We start from the raw sequence: 22409 nt of genomic DNA on the forward strand, positions 1-22409 counted from the left end.
GGAGATACGACAATGGCTAACATCGGTTCCTTCAAGAAGGTGGGCGAAGGCTTCGAAGGCGAAATCGTCACCCTGGCCCTGCAGGCCCGCAACGTCCGCCTGGTGGCGGAAACCAACCGTCCCAACGACAACGCCCCCAATTACCGCGTCTATCTGGGCAGGATTGAACTCGGTGCGGCCTGGACCCGCCGCTCCAGTGAAGGGCGCACCTATCTGAGCCTGAAGCTGGATGATCCTTCCTTCGCCGCCCCGATCTTCGCCAACCTGTTCACCGACGAGGAAGGCGAGGGCTACTCCCTGATCTGGACCCGGCCGCGCAGCCGGAACGGGGATTGAACCTCCCACACCCAACCCCGCCCGGTCTCCCCCGGGCGGGGCCTTTCCGGGTTTTCTAGCGGGCTCTTTCCGGGCGCGCGCGATCGTGCTGGCCGCCCGACGTGAGACGCAGGAGGAACACGAGGCTTTCCCTCAGCCTTCCCATTGTACCATGCGCGAGGGCAAACCGCGTCAAGGACACGTGGTCCCCCCAATTTTGCCCGACGTACCCGTGCCGGGCACGCCGAACAAAATCGGCTCCCCCACGCGCCGGCAGGCCGGTCGCCTGACGGCGATCCCTGACCCGGTCCGCCCCGGCATGAGCCGTCCGTCCTGTCTTCGAGAAACGAAAGGAGCAGGACGATGACCACGCTACACGACCATATCCAGATGCTGCGCGCCGAACTGACCAGCTTTCACCTCAGTCGTCGCGAGCGCCGGCAGATCGAGCGCGAACTCAAGGAGGCGCTTGCCCGACGCGATGCCGAGCCCCCCGCCTGACGGGGGGCTTCCGGTTTGCGGCGAAGCAATACGGAGTTTTTCAATCGTTCACCACGATCATGTGATCTCCAATTGCCGGGTTCTCCCTGGATGGCGGGTCGTGGATACTGAACGTCCGGGCAGGCGTCGCCACCCGTTCTCAGGCAAACGAGGGAGGGCGTCATGCCCGGAGCACACTGGCACGACCAGGCGCGATACGAGTATCTGCGCAACGCGATCCCGGCGGAACTCGGCTGGGAATATCTTCGGCGCAATCGTCGCTATCGCGACGAACAGCGCGCCTGCGCAGAACTGTCTCCCGACGATCCGGCCCAGGCGGAATTCGCCCGACGCTGGGGTCCGCGATTTCGCCGCCGATCCTGATCAGCGATTCAGCGCGCTGACCGCGCTCTGGTCGCGCCTGGCTCTGCCGACGATCCTGGTCATCCGGCCATTGCCGCCAGCCCAGACGCTGACCCCGCGCCGTCTCGATCTCCAGGCGCTGTCCGATGTGCGTTTCGTCGAAACATACGACGGAATCTACATCTGTTGTGTCTGTGCTGGCGTGACCTGGCAGCTCTGGATGGAACACCAATGGCCGGGGCCGCACCATTATGTTTTCGAGCAGGCATACGACAGCTTCACGCCATTGCGGGCTCACGAGACAATTCGCTTCTGGCGGGTGCTCGCGGGATTCCCGGATCCCGGTCCGTGGCACAGGATGTCGGCGCAGTCCATCGCACGCCACATTCTCGCCCTGCGTGTCAAAGACGCTCTTGCCACGGGCGTCAGCGAAAGGGTGATCGCCGATCGTCTGCTCGGTGAACCGACGGCGCGCGCCTATGACTGGCCGGATATTTCCGGGCGCGGGCGGTTCCGTCGTCTCAAGCATCTGGCGGACCGGCTGATCGAAGGTGGCTACCGCGATCTCATGGGCTATCCACTGTCGCGCCGGAGGTGAGTGCAGGGCCGGATCCGTCCGCATTGTTTTGCCCCTGATTTTCATGACGACTCCCTGATAACAGCGAAGCACAAAAAGCTGTTTTGCCGGAACGTATTTTCGAAGGCGTGCGGCAAACGGCGGTGTTCGGGTGGTGAAAAGGACTGGTTCCTGTTTCATTTCATGGACGCTTTTGTTGTCGATAAAAACGTCCATTCCCTGAGCCGCCGATTATCCACCAGCGTCCCTCCAGACGCCCCGCTCTTCGCCGGGTGCTACATGGAAAAGGAGACATGGTCATGGCGATCGCACCACGCCTGATGCGTGTTCGTGAGGCGGCCCGGTTTCTGGGTATCTCGCTCCGCACGCTCGAAAAACACCGTACCTATGGCACCGGGCCGCTCTACCGGAAAGTCGGCGGGCGGGTTCTGTATTCCGTCGAGGACATGATGGCCTGGACCGCCGGGGGGGCGCGCCATTCGCCATCGGAAGCAACATCAAGCCGTGTCTTTCCGGCGCGCCCGCTGACCCCCGAAGAACGGGAGAGCCTGTGATGGTCGCCGATGAGAGCTGGCGGGAGCCAGACCGTCGCTTCGTGGTCAGCGGTCCCGCCCGGCCCCGTGACCAGCGCGATCTTATGGGGCGACCGTTCTTCGCACTGGCCCGGCGTCCGCGCTTCGAGCCAGTCTGTTACCGGTCCCGGCAGATCGATGTGATTGTCCGGGCATCGGCGGACGAAGGCACGGCCACAATCTGGGATGCCGACGTGTTGCTCTGGCTCGCGGGCCAGATTGTCGAGGCTCTCAATCATGGCCGCTGGGTGTCACGCCATGTCCGTTTCACGCCCTGGCAATTGTTCCACGATCTTGGCTGGGCGGACGGTGCGCACCAGTACCGCCGCCTTCGCGGTGCTCTGGTGCGTCTGGAAGGCACACGGGTTGCCACCAGTCTGCGCACCCCTCCCGACTGGCCGGCGCAATCCTTCGCCTGGATCAGCGATCTGGGAATTTCCAGATCGGAGGGTGTGTCGCTGACCCTGCCGATCTGGTTCATGGAAGGTGTTTGCGACTGCTCCCGCGTCCTGACCCTCGACCCCGCCTACTTCCGGCTGGCCGGTGGTCTGGAACGCTGGCTTTACCGGCTGGCGCGCCGCCATGCCGGTCGGCAGAAGACCGGGTGGACGTTCGATGTGGCGGAGCTTCATGCCCGTTCCGGCTGTCTCACCCCGTTGCGCAATTTCATGATCGATATCGGCACCATCGTGCGCCGCCAGAGTATTCCAGGCTACGATTTTCAGCTCGTTCCCGGCGGAAAACCGGGAGTCCTGCGCATTGTTCCAACGGGTCGATCCACAGTGCCTGGGGAAAACCATGTGGATCCTACCGTTGCTTCAGATGCGGAACATACCGTTGGTGCAGGTGCGGAATTACCGTTGCTACAGGTGCAAAAACCCGTCGAAGCATTTGATTCAAAAGAAGAAAATGGCACCGTAACTTATATAACTAATATAATAACTTATTATGTAGGGGATTTCGGTCTTTCAGACACCTTCCCGATAGCCCGGTCGGGGTATGGAAAAAAGGCTCGGGAAGCGGTCGCGGATCGCAGGGTCGGTGTTCCATGACCGCGCGTTCTTTCCGGCCGGACGACGCTGTCCTCACCTCAGTTGAATTGACGTGGATCGAGAAGCGTATCGAGCACTGGATCCGGTTTGGGCACCCTGTCGAGGATCGCATTCTGGATCGTCGGCGCAGGCTGATGAGCTTCGCGCCGGACAGCGTGTTCGCGTTTATCCGCTGGGCCGCGAACGATTTCGGCACCGTGGTGTCCTGCATCGACATCGTGCGCGCGGTCAGGGCTCAGGAAGCCTGCCAGACCGTGCCCTTCGTGCGTCCTGGGGGCGAGAGCCTGCTGCGCCAGAGCGGCTGGCCCAAGGTGCGGCGCGTGCTGGAAGCGATCGACGGCGTGGAGGTGCTGGGAATTGATCCTACGACCGCCTGTCCCGATCACTGGCGGCACCTGCATCACCGGCTCACGGCAGCGCAGGAACCGCGTTCCTATACGCGCGAACGCCACGAGGCGTGGCTGCGCAGGGGAGCCGTATCATGACCCGGCGCGGCTGGTTCTTCACCACGTATTTCGCCGTGCTCGGTGTGGGTGCTTCGCTGACGATTCATCCCGCGCCGCGCTGGGTCTGGAACGAGACGGCCAGCGTGCCGGTGGGCCTGTATCGCATCCAGCCCACAGTCCCGGTGCGCGTCGGCGACATTGTCGCCATCCGTCTGCCAGAGCGCGAAGCGACGCTGCTGGCGTCACGCGGCTACCTGCCGTTCGGCGTGCCGCTGCTCAAGCATGTGGCAGCGCTGGCGGGCCAGAGTGTCTGCCGCATCGGCATCCACGTCACCATCGACGGCAAGCCCGTCGGTGATGCGAAGACCGTCGATCATCGGGGTCGGAAGCTGCCGGTCTGGCAGGGCTGCCAACGCCTCGAACCGGGGCAGATCTTCGTAATGAACGCCGCGGTGCCGACCAGTCTGGACGGGCGGTATTTCGGTGTCCTGCCGATGGACACCGTCATCGGTCGCGCCGTGCCGGTTCATGTTCGCACGGGCGAGGCGGAGCCACCGCCGCCGCATTTCGATCCCCTCCCGGAACCAGATGATCCCATGCGGAAGGGACTGCTCCTGGCTCCACCCATGATGCCCGCGAAAGAGAGCGAGCCGCCTATTCAATGATGATCATTCAGCCTCTGAATTCTCTGTCACTCCCACTCTGTCTGAAAGGATTTTTCTCATGAGCCAGATCGGATTTTTCACCCGCACCGCCGATGGATTTGCCGGGCGTGTGCGCACCCTGTCGCTGGACGCCGAACTGACCTTCGTTCCAGCGGAAAACAATTGCGCGGAGCATGCGCCGGATTATCGCATCCATCTCGGTGAAGGTGATTCAGCACTGGAGATCGGTGCCGGCTGGAAACGCACCGGGGAACGTGCTGGCGAGTATGTTTCTGTGCTTCTGGACGATCCCACTTTCATGCAGCCAATCCGCGCTACGCTGTTCCAGGCTGGGCGTGGCGGACGGGAGTGGCAACTGGTCTGGAACCGGCCTGCAAAACGCTCAGGAGGCCGGAAATGAGTGCCCGGTTTTTTATGTCCGCCGGCGTGCTGGCCGTGCTCGTGCTGCCTCTCTCGCCCGTCCCTGTTCACGCCCAGGATTTCGACGATCTGGTGCGTCAGGCGGCGGAAAGGAACGCAATCCCGGCGATGTGGGTGCGGGCGGTCCTGCAAGCCGAAAGCGCTGGTGATCCACATGCGGTTTCCGCCGCCGGTGCAATGGGGCTGATGCAGCTTATGCCCGGCACATGGAAGGATGTCCGGCGAGCACTCAATCTGGGGGCCGATCCTTTCGAGCCGCATGACAACATCGTGGCCGGGACAGCCTATCTGCGATGGCTGCACGATCGTTATGGCGATGCGGGTTTTCTGGCTGCTTATAACGCCGGTCCCGCTCGTTATGACGAGCATCTGATGACCGGTCGGCCATTGCCCGCCGAGACGATTTCCTATGTCGCGCAGGTCCGGACTTTGATTGGAGGCCCGATCGTTTCCACCGCCGGAGTCCTGTCGAAAATCGTGGCCGACTGGCGTGCCGGATCGCTCTTCATCGCGGCAGGGAAAACGGTCCCGAACTCCGTCCGGCCGATCCCGGTTTCCATGGAGAAAAATGCCGTCCAACTCCATCCCTTTCCGGCCGAATTTCTTCCGATGCGGGATGGTTCGCGGCGTGCCGATTTTTTCGTCGCTCGCTCTGCGCCAGAGCAGGAGGGTGAGGTGCGGGCAGAGGTCATGAAACCATGAAATCAGGCAGGGGAAGAGGGACAGGGAGGCACGGCAAGATTAAAGGGCGCGGCACTCCGTCCGGCCCGAACCTGCGGTTTTCTCTGTCTGCACATGGGGTTGGCGTCCCGCGTTGCGGCACTGTCGATTTTTTGCGTGGAGTGCGCCGGTTTTCCAGAAACAGGCAGTCTTCCGTCATCCCCCACGGCACTGTGCGGGAAACGGCGGTGAAGTGCGGTGTTGGCCATGTCTTCTGATGACGATATCAGTTTCCAGGTCCGGCCGGGCCGCATCCGGGGCAAGGGCGGCGGAAAGACAAGAAGTTTTCTCTCGCGGATGCGCGCAACCATGCGGCGGTCGGGGGCGTCCCGCTCGCTTCGAACTCACGGCGGGTCTGGGCCGAATACGCCCGGTGGTTCCGGCGGTACCGCCCCACGTCGCGGTGGGCGATCCGGCGTCCGGAAAGGACGCGGTGCCCCCTTCGTGCGGGCGCGGCATCTCGCGGGTTGGCAGCATACGAAATCCGGCAGCCGCCGCGTTGTCGTGAAGTCGCGCATGATCCGTGGACCGGGCCGTGATGGCAGGGCGCGAGCTCACCTTAATTACATCCAGCGTGACGGCACGTCCCGCGAGGGGCAGCGCGGGCAGCTTTACGGCCCGGAAGCCGATCGCGCCGATGGCGATGCCTTCCTCGAACGCGGGCATGACGACCGGCATCAGTTCCGCTTCATCGTCTCGCCGGAGGATACCGAGCAGATGCAGGATATGAGTGCCTTTACGCGCGACCTGATGAAGCAGATGGAAACGGACCTCGGCACAAAACTCGACTGGGTTGCCGTCAATCATTTCAACACCGGCCATCCTCACGTTCACATCGTCATCAATGGCCGCGACGACCAGGGGGACGATCTGGTCATCAATGGCGAGTATATCACCCAAGGCGTGCGGGAACGGGCGACCGAACTGGTGACGCTGGAACTGGGTCCGGAGACGGTGCTGGAACAGCGCCGCAAACTGGAGAATATGGTCGGGCAGGACCGCTTCACGCGGATCGACCGGCAGTTGCTGGCGTTGGCGGAAGATGGTCCGATCGACATGCGTGGCGAGCAGGGCGGCGATCATGTCCTGCGCCAGCGGCGGCTTGCGAAACTGGAGCGCATGGGCCTCGCCAGCCAGGCCGAGCCTGGTGTGTGGACGCTCGCGCCGGAGACGGAGAAAACGCTGCGCGAACTCGGGGAGCGGGGCGACATCATCCGTGCCATGAACCGGGCTATGCGCGAGCAGGGGCGGGCGCCGGATCCCGGCCTGTTCGTGTTCCATGGCCCGGCTTCACGCGACACGGTGGAGGGGCGGATCCTTGACCGCCATCTCTCCGACGAACTGGGCGAAAAAATTGGCCTGGTCATCGACGGTTTGGAAGGGCGTACCCATCATGTTGTCGGTATCGACCCTGTTTCCCTGGAAGGGGTGCGAAACGGGAGCATTGTCGCGGTTGGTCCGGAGGTCGCAGGCCTCCGTCCCGCCGACCGGGAAATCGTGTCGGTCGCGGGTCGTGACGGTGTCTATCGCGCGGAGGCGCATCTTGCGCAGGCGCGGTCCATGCCACGTATTCCCGGAGGCGATGCCAACACCTATGTCGCCTCCCATGTGCGCCGCCTGGAAGCCCTGCGGCGCGCCGGCATTGTCGAGCGGATTGAGGATGGGAGGTGGCAGATCCCCGGCGACTATCTGGAGCGGGCTGCGGCGTATGATACGAGCCGCACAAAACAGATGTCCGTGCGCGTCCTGTCCAGTCTCGATCTGGAGGCCCAGATCACGGCGGATGGTGCGACATGGCTGGACCGGGGGCTCGTGTCGCGTGGCAGGTCGAATGTGGTCGATGCCGGGTTTGGTCATGAGGTGACCGAGGCCCGGAAGCAGCGTCAGGACGTGCTGATCGAACGGGGTGATGCCTGGCGCGACAGGGAAGGGAATGTGCGCTTCCGCAAGGGGCTGCTGGCGACGCTGGAACGGCGGGAACTGGACCGTGTCGGTCAGGAACTGGGGCCATCACGTGGGACGTCATACCGCACCATGGCGGACGGCGAGAAAATGCGTGGCACGCTGAAGGAGAAGGTCCGGCTGGCCAGCGGAACCTACGCGCTGGTCGAGAACGCCCAGGAGTTCGTGCTGGTGCCCTGGAAGCCTGTCATCGACAACCGGATCGGCCAGGAGATCACCGGCGTCATGCGCGGGGGCTCCATGGACTGGCAACTCGGACGGCAGCGGGGGCTGGGATTGTGATGCGGGACAGGCGTGAATCATGTTGCCAATTTTTGCCATAAACGATTATCCTGCTCGCATGAGCACCATGAACATCTCTCTGCCAGAAGCCCTGAAAAGCTTCGTTGACCAGCAGGTTGCCGGCCGTGGGTTTGGCACCAGCAGCGAGTATGTGCGCGAACTGATCCGCAAGGATCAGGACAGACAGCGTCTGCGGGGCCTGTTGCTCGAAGGGGGCCAGTCCGCGCCGGGCGCCACGGCGGATGCCCCATATTTCGAGCGCCTGCGATCGCGTGTGCGCGGCGTCTGATCATCATGACGACCAGACGCGCGGTGCTGCGCGAGCAGGCCGAGCGGGATATCGATCGGATCATTGACGATTATGTCGGGAAAGCCGGAGGCGCTGTGGCCGATCGGTTTATCGGGGCGCTCGAAGAGGCGATGAGCCTGATCGGGCAATATCCCGGCATCGGCTCGCCGCGTTGCGGGTATGAACTCGATCTTCCGGGGCTCCGGGCACTCACGCTTCGGAACTGGCCGTTCGTGGTTTTCTACGTTGAGTGCGAGGACCATCTGGATGTCTGGCGTGTCCTGCATGCCCATCAGGATATTCCGGGCTGGCTGCGAGATCCCGATGGGGACGATGGTTCGGAACAGTGACCGAATGAGGCCGAACCGATTCAGTGAACTTCCATGAGACGGGCAAGAATGTCAGCGGCATCGAGTCCGATGGCGGTCGTGATGTCGAGGAACTCGATCACGTCGATCCGGCGCTCGCCGGTCTCGTATTTCGCAACATAGGACTGGGGCTTGCCGAGCCGCTCCGCCAGCGTGGCCTGGGTTAGTCCCTTGCCGCGCCTTGCTGCGATCAGCAGTTCCATGAGACGGTGCTGTCGCGGAGAGCGCAGCGATTTCGGCATAGGGTGCGGTTCCGGTTGAAACTGAGGAACCGTCCCAATAATCCCGTATCGGGATTATCCCATTTCAGGATATGATCTGCGGACCTGAAGGAAAGGGCAGGATCATGACGTCCCAACCCGAGAACGAAGCTGCTCCAGCCGATGAGGCACCAGACTGTCTGCTGCTGACGGCGTATGACCATCTCCATCATGTCACCTATCTTCGCCTCCTTGATGCCGAGGAAGCAGGTGCCGACTGGCGCGAGGTGGCGCGGATCGTGCTTGGCCGCGACCCGGCGATCGACAGGGACGGCGCGCGGCGATGCTGGGACTCGCATATGGCGCGGGCGCGCTGGATGCGTGACACCGGCTATCGCCAGCTCCTGACCATTCCTGGTGGAAAGACGCCGCATTGAACGCTCCATCCGATTTCTTACACAAAGACCGCCGATTGCCGCACGGCTCCTGAATTACCTTGCCCCGCGCGTGGTTATTCCTCCTGACGGACGGATCATCCTGTCACGGAGGTTTTCATGTCCGCGTCCCGTGTGGCCTGGGGCCAGGTGATCCTGGTCTTCACGATCATGTTGCTGTTCTGGTGGGCCGCAACCGAGTGGACCGCCTGGCGTCTTGGGTTCCAGTCCGAGCTTGGGGCACCCTGGTTCATGCTCGGGCATCGCTGGCCTGTGTATGCGCCGCCGCTTTTCTTCTGGTGGTGGTATGAGTTCGACGCCTATGCGCCCGGCATTTTCGTGCATGGCGCGCGGATTGGTGTTGCGGGCGTCGTGCTCGCCGTCGCTGTGGCCTTCGCCCTGTCGATCTGGCGGGCGCGGGCAAGGCGTCGGGTCGAAACCTATGGTTCGGCCCGCTGGGCGACCCCGCGCGATATTCGTGCGGCGGGATTGCTGGGCGAGAGCGGGGTCGTTCTGGGTAAATACCGACGGGCCTATCTCCGGCATGACGGTCCCGAGCATGTGCTGTGCTTTGCGCCCACCCGTTCAGGTAAAGGAGTGGGGCTGGTCATTCCGACCCTGCTGACCTGGTCCGGTTCGGCCATCATCCACGATATCAAGGGTGAGAACTGGCAGCTTACGGCGGGATTTCGCGCGACCTTCGGGCGCGTGCTGCTGTTCGACCCGACCAATCCGGCATCGGCCGCCTACAATCCTCTGCTGGAGGTCCGTCTGGGGGAATATGAAGTCCGCGATGTGCAGAACATCGCCGATATCCTGGTCGATCCGGATGGCGCGCTGGAGCGACGCAACCACTGGGAGAAAACCTCGCATGCGCTGCTGGTCGGCGCGATCCTGCATGTGCTTTATGCCGAAGCCGACAAGACGCTCGCCGGTGTGGCGAAATTCCTCTCCGACCCGAAACGGTCCATCGAGACGACCCTGTCCGCCATGATGCGGACGAATCATCTGGGGGAGAAGGGGCCACATCCCGTCGTGGCGTCCGCCGCACGGGAACTGCTCAACAAATCGGATAACGAACGCTCCGGCGTGCTCTCTACCGCCATGTCGTTTCTTGGGCTCTATCGTGATCCCGTGGTGGCGATGGTGACCAGAAGATGCGACTGGCGGATTGAGGATCTCGTGTCCTCGGCGCGACCGGCCTCACTTTATTTCGTCGTGCCGCCTTCGGATATCAGCCGCACCAAGCCGCTTATCCGGCTGATGCTCAACCAGATCGGGCGCCGTCTGACGGAAGATCTGGAGGCGGCGGCCAGACGGCGCAAGCTGCTTCTCATGCTCGATGAATTTCCGGCATTCGGGCGGCTGGATTTTTTCGAGAGCGCGCTGGCGTTTATGGCGGGCTACCAGATCCGGGCCTTCCTGATCGCCCAGTCGCTGAACCAGATCGAGAAGGCATACGGGCCGAACAATTCGATCCTCGACAATTGCCAGGTCCGCGTCAGCTTCGCGACCAATGACGAACGGACCGCCAGACGGGTGTCGGATGCCCTGGGCACGGCAACGGAGCAGCGGGATTCCACCAATTATGCCGGGCATCGCCTGTCGCCCTGGCTTGGGCACCTCATGGTTTCCCGGCAGGAAACCGCCAGACCGCTCCTGACCGTGGGCGAGGTCCAGCAACTCCCCGACCATGAGGAACTGGTGATGCTGTCGGGCTGCCCGCCGATCCACGCCCTGAAAGTCCGTTACTATCAGGATCGCCGCTTTACCATGCGCATCCTGCCGCCCCCCGATCTGGCAGCGTTCGTGTGGGACGAGGATCGCATGATTGACGTGTGGTCTGCACGAGTGGTCGCAGAGGACATGCCGGGCGTGCCGTCGCCCCCGGATGCTGGATCCAGTGCCGACGATACCGACGACGCCAACAGTGGCGTCCGCCGGGAACCAGAGTTGCCCGAGCATGAGGATATTGCGCCCGAGCGGCCTGACCCGGCCGCCGAGTTCGACATTCCTGACAGCGATCCCGAGGCCGAGGCGCAGCGCGCGGCGGAATTGCGGCGACAGGGCAATATCATCCGCCAGGCCGGCATGGATCGGAATGACGGTCTGGAACTGGGAGGAAACTGACCATGCACAAGCGCAGCCGACGCCTGAACGTCTATTTCGACCCCGATATCCATAAGCAGCTCGAGGCCCGTGCCGTGCGGCGGGATATTTCAAAATCCGCTCTGGTGGAGACGGCGGTGCTGTCATTCCTGACGGACGATGCCACTGAGAGGCAGGAGGCCGCGACCTCGCGCCGCCTCGATCGGTTGTCACGCCAGATGGCCGGACTGGAGGAAGATCTTTCGATCCTGGCGGAGACGGTCAGCCTGTTCGTCCGGTTCTGGCTGACCAGCACGCCACCACTTCCGGAGGACGCGCGGGCATCCGCCCGCGCCATGGGGCTTGAACGGTTTGAAGGCTTCCTGACCGCGCTGGAACGTCGGCTGGCGACGGGGGATCGATTCCTGCGCGACCGTCAGCGCGATGTCGCGGCACGGCAGGATCCGTCGGGCACCGATCCCGCCTGAATGCTCCCAATTACATACGCTTTTACCGCATCCCCCGAGATCCTTGTTGCCAGCAGATAAATCCGCTCCCTTCTAATGATCCCGGTCGTCGTCCGGAGAGGCCGGATGATCCGTAAAAACGGGGATTCCCATGGCGGTTACACCGATTGAAAATGGTGCCCGACAGCGTGGCATGTCCATGCTGCGCACTGCGATGGGGCCGGCGATTGCCCGGCACCTTGCCGACCCGGCTGTGGTCGAGGTCATGCTCAATCCCGATGGGCGGTTGTGGATCGACCGTCTGTCCGAGGGGCTGGGCGATACGGGCGACAGGATTACGCCAGCCGATGCCGAGCGGATCGTGCGACTGGTGGCCCACCATGTCGGGGCTGAGGTGCATGAGGGTATGCCCCGCGTATCCGCCGAACTGCCAACCGGTGAGCGGTTCGAGGGGTTGCTGCCGCCCGTTGTGACCGCCCCGAGCTTCGCCATCCGCAAGCCCGCCGTGGCCGTGTTCACCCTCGATGACTATGTCGCTGCCGGGATCATGACCGACGCCCAGGCGGATTTCCTGCGTCGTGCCGTCGCGGAGCGAAAGAACATCCTGGTCGTGGGTGGGACATCGACCGGCAAGACGACGCTGGTCAATGCCCTGCTGGCCGAGGTCGCGAAAACCGGCGATCGCGTCGTGCTGATCGAGGATACGCGCGAACTGCAATGCACGGCGCCCAATCTCATAGCGCTGCGGACCCGCGAAGGTGTGATCACGCTGTCGGATCTTGTCCGGTCCGGCCTTCGCCTGCGCCCCGACCGTATCCCCATCGGTGAGGTGCGTGGAGCTGAAGCCCTTGATCTGGTCAAGGCATGGGGGACTGGCCATCCGGGTGGCATCGGTACACTACATGCCGGATCGGTGCTGGCGACCCTGTATCGTCTGGAACAGCTGATCCAGGAAGCCGTGGTCACGGTGCCGCGCGCCATGATCGCCGAAACCATCGACGTCATCGCCGTGCTTTCGGGGCGCGGCAATTCCCGCCGCCTATCCGAACTGGCGGAAATCGATGGCCTCGATCCCGCGACGGGCGCCTATCGCATCCGTCCGGTCAGCCTCTCTTCTCCCGAAACATCCTTCTCTGCCAATGGAGAATCATCATGATGCCGCCTTCACGTCTGCGCGCCGTCGTGTGCGCTGTCGCACGTCCCGACCGGCATGTGCCGGATCTGCGTGTGTTCGGAACCGCCATGCTGCTGTCGCTTGCTTTCGCGTCATCGGCATGGGCGTCAGGATCGAGCATGCCCTGGGAAACGCCCCTGAACGAGATTCTGGAATCCGTGCAGGGACCGGTGGCGAAAATCATCTCGGTGATCATCATCACGGTCACGGGTCTGACCCTGGCCTTTGGCGAAACATCCGGCGGATTTCGCCGTCTGATCCAGATTGTCTTTGGCCTGTCCATCGCTTTTGCCGCCAGCTCGTTCTTCCTGTCCTTCTTCTCCTTCTCGGGCGGAGCACTGATCTGATGGCGGGATATGACGATGACGCGGTGCCGGGCTTTCATGTCCCGGTGCATCGCTCGCTGACCGACCCGATCCTGCTGGGTGGGGCGCCACGGGCGGTGGCCATCGCCAACGGCACACTGGCGGCAGCGATCTCGCTGGGCCTGCGCCTGTGGCTGGTCGGGGCGGTGTTCTGGATCGTGGGGCACAGCCTCGCGGTCTGGGGTGCCAAGCGCGATCCTTTCTTCATTGAGGTGGGGCGGCGACATCTGCGCTACCCCGCCTGGCTCCGGGTATAGGGAGGGCAGGGCCATGATGTCCCTTGGCGAATATCGCAGCCGTGCTGCCCTTCTGTCCGATTTCCTGCCCTGGGCGGCGCTTGTGGAGAAAGGCATTGTCCTGAACAAGGATGGTTCCTTCCAGCGCACGGCGAAAATTCGAGGTCCTGATCTGGACAGTGCGACGCCCGCTGAACTGGTCGGCGTGACGGGGCGGCTGAACAATGCACTCCGTCGTCTGGGATCAGGCTGGGCGGTGTTCGTAGAAGCGCAGCGCGTCCCGGCGACAGTGTATCCCGACAGCGATTTTCCCGATGCGGCCAGCCAGATGGTCGATCTGGAACGCCGGGAGCAGTTCGAGGACGAGGGCGCGCATTTCGAGAGCCGGTATTTCCTCACGCTGGTCTGGCTGCCGCCGGCGGAATCATCAGGCCGTGCAGAGCGTTTTCTGTATGAGGGCCGGGAGTGCGAGGGGCCGGACCCGCATGGCATGCTCCATGCATTCGTCGATCGCAGCGACCGGCTGCTGGCGTTGCTGGACGGGTTTATGCCCGAGGCGGCATGGCTCGATGACGGGGAGACGCTGACCTATCTGCATTCGACCATTTCGACGCGGAACCAGAGCGTCCGGGTACCGGAAATTCCGATGCACCTTGATGCCCTGCTGGTGGACCAGCCGCTTTCGGGCGGCCTGGAGCCAAAACTCGGTGATGCCTTCCTCAAGACCCTGACGATCACCGGTTTTCCGTCGCGGACGTTTCCTGGAATTCTGGACGACCTGAACCGGCTGGCGATGCCCTATCGCTGGTCGACGCGCGCCATCCTGCTCGACAAGACCGATGCCACGAAGGTGCTGACGAAGATCCGTCGGCAGTGGTTCGCAAAGCGGAAATCGATCGCGGCCATCGTGCGCGAGGTCATGACCAACGAGGCGTCCGTTCTGATGGATAACGATGCCGCCAACAAGGCGGCCGACGCCGATCTGGCTTTGCAGTCGCTGGGCGCGGATGATGTCGGGCAGGCCTATATCACCGCGACCGTCACGGTCTGGGACGGCAGCGCCAGTATCACAACTGAGAAGCTCCGGCTGGTCGAGAAGATCATCCAGGGTCGGGACTTCACCTGCATGACGGAAAGCCTCAACGCGGTGGAAGCATGGCTGGGATCTCTGCCAGGGCATGTCTACGCCAATGTCCGCCAGCCGCCAGTCTCGACCCTGAATCTGGCGCACATGATCCCGCTCTCCGCCGTATGGGCCGGGCCGGAGCAGGACGGGCATTTCAAGGTGGCCCCGCTGTTCTACGGAAAGACGGCGGGTGCGACACCGTTCCGGTTTTCCCTGCATGTCGGCGATGTGGGGCATACGCTGATCGCGGGACCAACGGGTGCTGGCAAATCTGTCCTGCTGGCGCTGATGGCGCTCCAGTTCCGTCGCTATGCGGGATCGCAGATTTTCGCCTTTGACTTTGGTGGTTCCATGCGGGCAGCGACGCTGGCAATGGGAGGGGACTGGCACGATCTGGGTGAAAACCTGTCGACAAGTGAGGTGAATATTCCCGGGATTGCCCTGCAGCCGCTGGCGCGCATTGATGATCCCGACGAACGCAAATGGGCCAGTGAATGGCTGGGGCAGATTCTTGTCGGTGAGAGTGTAACGCTCACCCCGGAGGTGAAGTCTCACCTCTGGTCGGCCCTGAATTCCCTGGCATCGTCACCCAGCCATGAACGCACGATCTCAGGTCTGGTCGCACTCCTCCAGTCCAACGCCCTGAAGCAGGCAATGGCGCCCTACTGTCTCGGTGGTCCTTATGGTCGCCTGCTGGACGCCGATATCGAGCGGTTAGGTGATGCTGATGTGGTGGTGTTCGAGACCGAGGGGCTGATCGGTTCCGGGGCAGCGTCTTCCGTGCTGTCCTACCTGTTCCATCGGATCGAAGGCCGTCTGGATGGCCGGCCGACACTGCTGGTCATTGATGAGGGCTGGCTGGTTCTGGATGACGGGGACTTCGCCGGTCAACTCCGGGAATGGCTGAAAACCCTACGTAAAAAGAACGCCAGCGTCATCTTCGCCACGCAGTCCCTGTCGGACATCGTCAATTCGCCCATTGCACCAGCGGTGGTCGAAAGCTGTCCGACACGGATATTCCTGCCGAACGAGCGGGCGATAGAACCCCAGATCATGGCGCTCTATCGGGATTTCGGACTGAACGACCGGCAGATCGCCATTATCGCCCGTGCTGCGTCGAAGCGGGAATATTACTGCCAGACGCAACGCGGCAACCGGCTGTTCGAACTGGGGCTCGGGCCTGTCGCACTCGCCCTGTGCGCCGCCTCCGGGAAGGACGATCACCGGCTGATCGATGCGGTGCTAGTGGAACACGGGCTGGACGGTTTTCTCCCTGCGTGGTTTGACGCGCGTGGCGTGTCATGGGCGGCAGATATGTTGCGCGACGATCGTGGACCGGAGGGCGTGCCATGACGGAAAAATCTTTCCGGCTTTGCGCTGAATTTTTCGGTCGTGCGAGCGAAAAATATTTCCGACGAGATGTCCTTCTTACCTCTGCAATGCTGGCGGTTGGCGGGACATTCTCTCCCTTGCATCCGGCCCATGCCCAGTGGGCGGTGTATGACGGGGCGAACCACGTCCAGAACGTGCTGATCGCGGCCCGCACGCTCCAGCAGATCGACAACCAGATCACTTCGCTGGCCAACCAGGCGCAGATGCTGGTCAACCAGGGTCGCAATCTCGCGAGCCTGCCGCTTTCGACATTGTCATCGTTGCAATCAACGATTTCCCAGACCACGGGGCTCCTCGCTCAGGCGCAGAACATCGCCTACAGCGTCCAGTCGGTCGAGCAGCAATACCAGCAGGCGTACACGTCCGTCTCCTCCGGCATGTCCGACATTACCCTGTTCAGTCAGGCGCAGACACGCTGGCAGAATTCCGTCGGTGGGTTTGAGGATGCCCTGAAACTTCAGGCGCGTGTGGTGGGAAATATCCCGAGCGACAGCTCGGCCATGACGCAACTGGTTTCGGCGAGCCAGAGTTCGGCCGGGGCCTTGCAGGCCGCACAGGCGGGAAACCAGCTTCTCGCCCTGCAATCCCGCCAGCTTTCGGACGTGGTTGCGGTTCTGTCCGCTAATGGCCGGGCCGCCGATCTGGAGCGGGCGCGGCAGGCGGCCACTGAGGCAGAAAGTGCGGCACAATACGAGCATTTTTCCCAATATAACGCCTATAGCCCGACTTCGGTCTCCATGTTCGGCAGCAGCGGGAACTGACCGCCATGGCCATGAACGATGTCGGCGTTATCGATAGCTTCCTGAACACCTTTACCACCACCATCGATACGGGGTTCGGTCTGGTGAAGGGGAATGTGATCTCGCTGGCGGGCACTCTGTCGGTGCTGGACATCGCCCTTGCCGGCCTGTTCTGGGCATGGGCGGCGGACGAGGACATCATCCAGCGTCTGGTGAAGAAGACGCTGTATATCGGGTTCTTCGCCTGGGTCATCAACGATTTCGATGCGCTCTCGAAGATCGTCTTCGACAGTTTTGCAGCTCTCGGTCTGAAGGTCGGAGGCGGCAGTCTGGCACTCGGAGACTTCCTGCGGCCCGGCCGTCTGGCCTCCACAGGATTCACGGCGGCGCAGCCCTTACTGGACTCGGTTCATAACCTTCTCGGTCCTGTCGCCTTCTTTACGAATTTCATCCAGATCTTCGTGCTGTGTCTGTCCTGGCTGATCGTGCTGGCAGCCTTTTTCATCCTCGCCGTGCAGCTTTTCGTAGCGCTGATCGAGTTCAAGCTGACCACGCTGGCGGGTTTCATCCTGATCCCGTTTGCCCTGTTCAACCGCACCGCCTTCCTCGCCGAGAAGGTGCTGGGCAATGTCGTCTCCTCGGGTGTGAAGATCATGGTGCTGGCGGTCATTTCCGCTATCGCGTCGGTTTTGTTCGCCCAGTTCACGACGTCCTATGGCAGCGATGTGCCGACCATCGGCCAGGCGGTCTCGGTGGTGCTGGCCTCGCTTGCAATTGTCGGTCTGTCCATTTTTGGCGGCAGCATCGCCAATGGCCTGATCTCTGGTGCCCCGCAGCTTGGAGCGGGTGCCGCTGTTGGCACCGGCATGGCCGTCGGTGCCATGGGCGCTGCTGCGGCCGCCGGTGTCGGGGCTGTTGCATCCGGTGGTGCCGCCGCCCTTGGTGCGACCGCTGCCGCCGCGCGGGGAGGGGCCGCGATTGCCGGGGCAGCCACATCCGCCTATTCGGCCGGAGCCGCCGGCGCGTCTGGCGGCGCGGGCAGCATGGCCGCCGGGATCGGCGGCATGGGACGCGCCGTTGGCGGGAACGTCGCGAATGCCGTCAAAGGAGCGGCCTCGCGTGCCGGTTCATCCCTCAAAGAAAGCTATGCCGCTGGTGGACGCTGGGCCGCGCGCGGGATGGGTGGCGACAGCCCGCCCAGTGCCGGTGGGGACACCGGTCCATCCGGTGCTGGTGGTGATCCCACGGGTAGCGGCCCTACCGGTTCTGGTCCGTCTGGTCCCGATGGTGGTGGCAGTCCCGGTCCGACATCCGACGGCGCGCCGCCGCGCTGGGCGCAAAAAATGAAGCGCCGCAATGCCGCCACCCACGCTGCTGAAGCCGCTCATATTATCCGCTCCGCCGATGGCGGCGGTGGCTCGGCGTCCATTGATCTCTCGGAGAAAGAATGATGTTCCGTCGCTCGACCACACGCTACGGGACCACGCCCGAACCCGTGACCCCGTATCAAAAGGCAGCGCAGGCGTGGGACGAACGGATCGGCTCCGCCCGCATCCAGGCCCGTAACTGGCGGCTCATGGCCTTTGGGAGTCTGTGCCTGTCAGCAGGGCTTGGGGCCGGGCTGGTCTGGCAGTCCGCGCGCGGCACCATCACGCCGTGGGTGGTGCAGGTGGACCGGCTGGGGCAGTCGCAGGTCGTGGCCCCCGCGACAGCGGGCTATACGCCCGCCGATCCGCAGATCGCCTGGTATCTGGCGCAGTTCCTCCACGACGTGCGCGCCCTGTCGTCGGACCCCGTGGTGGTCCGGCAGAACTGGCTGCGGTCCTATGACTTCACCACCACGTCGGGCGCGCAGGCGCTCAATGACTATGCCCGCCTCAACGATCCGTTCTCGCGGATCGGGCATGAGCAGGTCGAGGTGGACATCGCCTCGGTGATCCGGGCCTCGCCCGGCAGCTTCCGTGTGGCCTGGACCGAGCGTCATTACCGCGACGGGGCGTTCACCGGCACCGAGCGCTGGACCGCCATCGTCTCGGTCGTTCTGCGCACACCCCGCGACGCTGATCATCTTCGGAAAAACCCTCTGGGCATCTACGTCTCCGCCATCAACTGGTCGAAGGAGTTGGGTCAATGATTCGTCGCGCTCTTCGTGTCCTGCCGCTGCTGATCCTGCCCCTGGCCGGATGCGCGCAACATTACCATCCGCCGGTCATCCGCTACGATGACGCCGTGCAGGCCACGCGTCTGCCGGATACGCCGAAACCGGTGCAGGTGGTGGAGGTGCCACAGCTACTTCCCCTGCCGGGACAGCTCAAGCCGCTGCCCTCACGACGCGCGGTCCATCCGGCCCCCGAAGTCGCCGACCCGACCGCGCGTGTGACGCAGGCCAATCTGGCCGCACGCGTCCAGCCCACGCGTGCGGGGTTCATCAACGCGGTGCAGGTCTATCCCTATTCTCCGGGTGCCCTCTATCAGGTCTATACCTCGCCGGGTGATATTACCGACATCATGCTCCAGCAGGGGGAGAAGCTGGTCGGCACCGGGCCTGTCGCGGCCGGTGATACGGTGCGCTGGATTATCGGTGACACCGAGAGCGGGGCAGGGGCGACAAAACGCATCCATATCCTGGTCAAGCCGACGCGCCCCGACCTGACCACCAACCTGATCGTCAACACCGATCGGCGGACCTATCTGGCGGAACTGCGCTCTACGCCTGCCACGTATATGGCGTCCGTGTCCTGGGACTATCCCGAGGATGATCTGATCGCCCTGCATCGGCAGGACAATGCGGCCGATGATACAGCGCCGGTGGATACGGGGCTGGATCTGGCCGCGCTGAATTTCCGCTACGCCATAGAGCCGGTCAAAGGCGGGACACCACCCTGGTTGCCCGGCCGGGCGTTCGATGATGGCCACAAGGTCTATATCGCCTTTCCGGCTGGGATCGGGCAGGGGGAACTGCCCCCGCTCTTCGTGCTGGGAGCCGATGGCGGTCCGGAACTGGTCAACTATCGCGTGCGGCAGAACTGGATGATCGTGGACCGCTTGTTCGCTGCAGCCGAACTGAGGCTGGGGGATAAGCACTCCGAGCAGCGTGTGCGCATTGTTCGAACCGATGGACGGCGGACATGAGCGGGCAAGCGCCGAGAGTGGACGAAAATCCTGCGGCTCCCGCCACAGGGGGAAATTCCGTATCACCACCGCCCGATCTGCGCCTGCGGGCGGAACGGCCGCGCGTGGTGCGTCTTAACCGCACCGTTGTCTGGGCGCTCAGTGGGGCAGGGATGCTCGCCATTGGTCTCGCACTTGGCTACGCGCTGGAGAACAGCAGCCACAAAGCGCCACCGGCCGCCAGCCAGGACACGGATGTGCGCCCGTCCGCCGATGGGCTGGCGGGGCTGCCCTCAGACTATGTCGGCAACGGCGTGCCGAAGCTCGGTCCTGCACTGCCAGGCGATCTGGGACACACTATCCTGAAAGCACAGGGGCAGGGGAAAGTCGCATCCGGCGGGGAGGACCGCCGTGCCGCGCAGGAGGTCGAGGCGGCGATTGCCAGCCGGCTGTTCGTGCAGACGGGGGAGCGTGACCGCGCCGGCGAACAGGCGATGCCGCCTGCGCCAGGCGTTCCAGCCTCTCAGGGACCAGCGGCCCCTGCGACCGACGCACAATCTGGCAACCGTGCCTTTCTGGCGGGCCAGCCGGACCGCATGACCGTCAGCCCCGACCGCGTCATGCCCCCGGCCTCACCTTATGTCCTGCAGGCGGGCACGGTGATCGCCGGCGCACTGAACACAAAGATCAGTTCCGACCTGCCGGGTCAGATTACCGGCCATGTCACCCAGAACGTCTATGATAGCCCGACAGGTCGTTATCTCCTGATCCCACAGGGCAGCCTGCTGTTCGGGGCCTATAACAGCAGCGTCTCCTTCGGGCAGCAGCGCACCCAGATCATCTGGACGCGGCTGATCTTCCCCGACGGCAAGAGTCTGGTGCTGGAAAAGCTGCCCGGTGGCGATGCCATCGGCCAGTCCGGTCTGTCTGACGAGGTGAACAACCACTGGGGCCAGCTCTTCAGGGCGGCCCTTGTGACTACCCTTCTCAGTGTTGGATCTGAAGCGGGCACGTCGTGGAATGAAAACAATCTCATGCAGGCCATCCGCAGCGGGGCGAGCAACGGCTTTTCCATGGTCGGCAACCGGCTGATCGATCGCAGCCTGAACGTCCAGCCCACCCTGACCGACAGGCCGGGACTACCCTTCACCGTCATCCTGAATCGGGATCTGGTCGTCCAACCATGGCATAGAAAAGGAGAAACGGATCATGAGTGATCTGAAAATCAGTGCTCTGCCCGATGAAAAACCGGTTCGGCTTACAATTGATCTGCCCGCATCTGTGCATCGGGATCTTCTGGCTTATGCGGAAGCCATGAACGCCCTGCACCAGCAGAGTGTTACGCCACAGAAATTGATAGCCCCAATGATCGAGAAATTCATGCTCTCCGACAGGGCTTTTCTCAGATGGCGTCAGAAGCGTTTGGGTGCCTCACCGTCCTCAGCAGTTTGAGAAGCGTCTGGAGCGCTGGATTGTGGTTCTGGCGTGACCACAGGGCATGAAAGGTCAGGAGGATGGGATCACCTGCAAGAGGAAGCAGGCGCACGCCCGGAACCGACAGGCTTGTTGTGGCGGCCGAGGTCAGGGCCACCGCCTGGCGGCGCACGACATCGGCGAGCAGGGTGTCTCGCCCAACCACCATGTGTTCGATCCGGGGTGGTGCGCCATGTTGTTCGAGATGGGGAAGGGCCTGCGCCATCAGCCACGATCCCATGCCTTCCCGGCGAACAAGAAAGGTATGATCCGCAAGATCGTTCCATGTCACGGCGTCCTGCATCGCCACGGGGTCATGTTCGGAAAGTGCCACCATCATGGTTTCGGTCCACAAGGGCATGACACACAGGATATCATGGGCCAGTGTCCGAGGTGGTGGAACGTCAGGGGTAAAAGCGATATCGATCTCGCGTCGTCGCAGGCCGGAGACCAGCAGATCAGGGGCGAATTCGCCCGAGATCAGCCGGACATAAGGCGAATGTCTTACGAAACGGTCGAGGATATTGCGCAGAAATCCTCCCGCGCTTGAGGACTGGACACCGACCATAAGCCTGCTTTCAGTGGTGACTGGAAGCAGGCCGGAGGGACGGAGTGCCTGGTCAATCAGACTGACGGCTTCATTGATAACGGAGAGAAACTGTTGCCCCTCGTAGGTGACATGCACGCCGTTGCGGCGTTCAAACAGGCGAAAACCGATAATATTCTCTAGGGTGGCGATCCGAGTGCTGACGGAAGATTGTGAAATCCGTAACGTTTCACCAGCTTTTCGAAAATTACGGTGTTCTGCTACAGCGAGAGCCTCAACCAGTGAGGTAAGGGATATCTGGCCGCTGACGATCAGGCGGAAGAGCATGTTCCTGTCGTTCTGCGCATCATTCTGGTGTGATCCCACAGGACGTGTCTCCGAACAGGTTTCTCCAGTTTCACGAAAGTTTTTGGGGCGGGGAGAGCATTCTACGCCTGTTGGCGTGTGACCTCACGGATAGTGCACAGCACCGTCCCACGAGTTTGGCATGGCTAGCCCCATGAATCTTGCCGGGGGTAACCCATAATGGTTGTAGGGGGTGCCCC

The 22409-nt window shown here is 62.9% G+C and carries 28 protein-coding genes; 26 read left to right on the forward strand and 2 right to left on the reverse strand.

Annotated elements, in window-relative coordinates:
- The first annotated feature begins 12 nt into the window (after nt 1–12).
- The 13 genes from ACMAUO_RS19125 (at nt 13) to ACMAUO_RS19185 (ending at nt 8493) form a co-directional block, all read left to right on the forward strand.
- Complete coding sequence (locus tag ACMAUO_RS19125) at nt 13–336, forward strand: DUF736 domain-containing protein (RefSeq protein ID WP_233066126.1); 324 nt, start codon at nt 13–15, stop codon at nt 334–336.
- Between the two features lie 342 nt (nt 337–678).
- Nucleotides 679–816, forward strand: coding sequence for a hypothetical protein (locus ACMAUO_RS19130; protein WP_167335761.1), 138 nt, complete (start codon nt 679–681; stop codon nt 814–816).
- Between the two features lie 162 nt (nt 817–978).
- Nucleotides 979–1179 (forward strand): transcriptional regulator domain-containing protein, encoded by a 201-nt coding sequence (locus ACMAUO_RS19135; RefSeq protein ID WP_420358493.1) that lies wholly within the window; start codon nt 979–981, stop codon nt 1177–1179.
- Nucleotides 1180–1249: 70 nt separating this feature from the next.
- Nucleotides 1250–1756, forward strand: a complete 507-nt coding sequence (locus ACMAUO_RS19140; protein ID WP_420358494.1) for a DUF2285 domain-containing protein — start codon at nt 1250–1252, stop codon at nt 1754–1756.
- A gap of 272 nt (nt 1757–2028) precedes the next feature.
- A complete protein-coding gene (locus tag ACMAUO_RS19145; RefSeq protein WP_207847031.1) occupies nt 2029–2289 on the forward strand; it encodes a helix-turn-helix transcriptional regulator in 261 nt (86 codons plus the stop codon).
- The gene (locus tag ACMAUO_RS19150; protein WP_420358495.1) at nt 2289–3359 is read left to right on the forward strand and encodes a replication initiator protein A; all 1071 of its coding nucleotides are present in this window, start codon (nt 2289–2291) and stop codon (nt 3357–3359) included. The genes ACMAUO_RS19145 and ACMAUO_RS19150 overlap by 1 nt, the downstream gene beginning before the upstream one ends.
- The gene (locus tag ACMAUO_RS19155; RefSeq protein ID WP_420358496.1) at nt 3356–3844 is read left to right on the forward strand and encodes a DUF2840 domain-containing protein; all 489 of its coding nucleotides are present in this window, start codon (nt 3356–3358) and stop codon (nt 3842–3844) included. The genes ACMAUO_RS19150 and ACMAUO_RS19155 overlap by 4 nt, the downstream gene beginning before the upstream one ends.
- Complete coding sequence (locus ACMAUO_RS19160; RefSeq protein WP_420358497.1) at nt 3841–4470, forward strand: S26 family signal peptidase; 630 nt, start codon at nt 3841–3843, stop codon at nt 4468–4470. The genes ACMAUO_RS19155 and ACMAUO_RS19160 overlap by 4 nt, the downstream gene beginning before the upstream one ends.
- 58 nt (nt 4471–4528) lie before the next feature.
- Complete coding sequence (locus tag ACMAUO_RS19165; protein WP_420358498.1) at nt 4529–4870, forward strand: DUF736 domain-containing protein; 342 nt, start codon at nt 4529–4531, stop codon at nt 4868–4870.
- Nucleotides 4867–5592, forward strand: coding sequence for a lytic transglycosylase domain-containing protein (locus ACMAUO_RS19170; RefSeq protein WP_420358499.1), 726 nt, complete (start codon nt 4867–4869; stop codon nt 5590–5592). Before ACMAUO_RS19165 ends, ACMAUO_RS19170 begins: the two co-directional genes overlap by 4 nt.
- Before the next feature lie 534 nt (nt 5593–6126).
- Nucleotides 6127–7854: a DUF3363 domain-containing protein gene (locus ACMAUO_RS19175; RefSeq protein ID WP_420358500.1), complete on the forward strand. Its 1728-nt coding sequence runs from the start codon at nt 6127–6129 to the stop codon at nt 7852–7854.
- Nucleotides 7855–7912: 58 nt separating this feature from the next.
- Nucleotides 7913–8143, forward strand: coding sequence for a type II toxin-antitoxin system ParD family antitoxin (locus ACMAUO_RS19180; RefSeq protein ID WP_172155892.1), 231 nt, complete (start codon nt 7913–7915; stop codon nt 8141–8143).
- Between the two features lie 5 nt (nt 8144–8148).
- Nucleotides 8149–8493 carry a type II toxin-antitoxin system RelE/ParE family toxin gene (locus ACMAUO_RS19185; protein ID WP_420358501.1) on the forward strand — a complete coding sequence of 115 codons (345 nt, stop codon included), beginning with the start codon at nt 8149–8151 and terminating at the stop codon, nt 8491–8493.
- 20 nt (nt 8494–8513) lie between these two features.
- Here the strand turns inward: ACMAUO_RS19185 and ACMAUO_RS19190 are convergent, their stop codons facing one another.
- Nucleotides 8514–8714: a helix-turn-helix domain-containing protein gene (locus ACMAUO_RS19190; RefSeq protein ID WP_420358502.1), complete on the reverse strand. Its 201-nt coding sequence runs from the start codon at nt 8712–8714 to the stop codon at nt 8514–8516.
- 143 nt (nt 8715–8857) lie between these two features.
- On the opposite strand from ACMAUO_RS19190, the gene ACMAUO_RS19195 reads away from it, so the two are divergent.
- The 13 genes from ACMAUO_RS19195 (at nt 8858) to ACMAUO_RS19255 (ending at nt 21296) form a co-directional block, all read left to right on the forward strand.
- Nucleotides 8858–9148: a DNA -binding domain-containing protein gene (locus ACMAUO_RS19195; protein WP_420358503.1), complete on the forward strand. Its 291-nt coding sequence runs from the start codon at nt 8858–8860 to the stop codon at nt 9146–9148.
- Between the two features lie 117 nt (nt 9149–9265).
- Nucleotides 9266–11275, forward strand: coding sequence for a conjugal transfer protein TraG (locus ACMAUO_RS19200; protein WP_420358504.1), 2010 nt, complete (start codon nt 9266–9268; stop codon nt 11273–11275).
- A gap of 2 nt (nt 11276–11277) precedes the next feature.
- On the forward strand, nt 11278–11721 hold the full coding sequence (locus tag ACMAUO_RS19205) for a CopG family transcriptional regulator (RefSeq protein ID WP_207847014.1): 444 nt from the start codon (nt 11278–11280) through the stop codon (nt 11719–11721).
- A 130-nt stretch (nt 11722–11851) separates the two neighbouring features.
- A complete protein-coding gene (trbB, locus tag ACMAUO_RS19210) occupies nt 11852–12856 on the forward strand; it encodes a P-type conjugative transfer ATPase TrbB (RefSeq protein ID WP_420358505.1) in 1005 nt (334 codons plus the stop codon).
- Entirely contained in the window at nt 12853–13221 is a 369-nt protein-coding gene (locus ACMAUO_RS19215) for a TrbC/VirB2 family type IV secretion system protein (RefSeq protein ID WP_420358506.1), read from the forward strand. The genes trbB and ACMAUO_RS19215 overlap by 4 nt, the downstream gene beginning before the upstream one ends.
- On the forward strand, nt 13221–13496 hold the full coding sequence (locus ACMAUO_RS19220; protein ID WP_420358507.1) for a VirB3 family type IV secretion system protein: 276 nt from the start codon (nt 13221–13223) through the stop codon (nt 13494–13496). Before ACMAUO_RS19215 ends, ACMAUO_RS19220 begins: the two co-directional genes overlap by 1 nt.
- 13 nt (nt 13497–13509) lie before the next feature.
- Nucleotides 13510–15954, forward strand: coding sequence for a conjugal transfer protein TrbE (trbE, locus tag ACMAUO_RS19225; RefSeq protein WP_420358508.1), 2445 nt, complete (start codon nt 13510–13512; stop codon nt 15952–15954).
- A complete protein-coding gene (trbJ, locus tag ACMAUO_RS19230) occupies nt 15951–16754 on the forward strand; it encodes a P-type conjugative transfer protein TrbJ (protein WP_420358509.1) in 804 nt (267 codons plus the stop codon). The genes trbE and trbJ overlap by 4 nt, the downstream gene beginning before the upstream one ends.
- 5 nt (nt 16755–16759) lie before the next feature.
- Nucleotides 16760–18184 (forward strand): P-type conjugative transfer protein TrbL, encoded by a 1425-nt coding sequence (gene trbL / locus ACMAUO_RS19235; RefSeq protein WP_420358510.1) that lies wholly within the window; start codon nt 16760–16762, stop codon nt 18182–18184.
- Nucleotides 18184–18867, forward strand: coding sequence for a conjugal transfer protein TrbF (trbF, locus tag ACMAUO_RS19240; RefSeq protein WP_420358666.1), 684 nt, complete (start codon nt 18184–18186; stop codon nt 18865–18867). Before trbL ends, trbF begins: the two co-directional genes overlap by 1 nt.
- A complete protein-coding gene (trbG, locus tag ACMAUO_RS19245) occupies nt 18864–19865 on the forward strand; it encodes a P-type conjugative transfer protein TrbG (RefSeq protein ID WP_420358511.1) in 1002 nt (333 codons plus the stop codon). Before trbF ends, trbG begins: the two co-directional genes overlap by 4 nt.
- Nucleotides 19862–21061, forward strand: a complete 1200-nt coding sequence (locus ACMAUO_RS19250) for a TraB/TrbI/VirB10 family type IV secretion system protein (RefSeq protein WP_420358512.1) — start codon at nt 19862–19864, stop codon at nt 21059–21061. The genes trbG and ACMAUO_RS19250 overlap by 4 nt, the downstream gene beginning before the upstream one ends.
- Nucleotides 21054–21296 carry a DUF2274 domain-containing protein gene (locus ACMAUO_RS19255; protein ID WP_420358513.1) on the forward strand — a complete coding sequence of 81 codons (243 nt, stop codon included), beginning with the start codon at nt 21054–21056 and terminating at the stop codon, nt 21294–21296. The genes ACMAUO_RS19250 and ACMAUO_RS19255 overlap by 8 nt, the downstream gene beginning before the upstream one ends.
- Here the strand turns inward: ACMAUO_RS19255 and ACMAUO_RS19260 are convergent.
- Complete coding sequence (locus ACMAUO_RS19260; protein WP_420358514.1) at nt 21247–22191, reverse strand: LysR family transcriptional regulator; 945 nt, start codon at nt 22189–22191, stop codon at nt 21247–21249. The two genes, ACMAUO_RS19255 and ACMAUO_RS19260, sit on opposite strands and share 50 nt — an antisense overlap.
- Nucleotides 22192–22409 lie beyond the last annotated feature (218 nt).

The organism is Gluconacetobacter brunescens, from assembly GCF_048695475.1.
In the GTDB taxonomy this organism is placed as follows: Bacteria; Pseudomonadota; Alphaproteobacteria; order Acetobacterales; family Acetobacteraceae; genus Gluconacetobacter.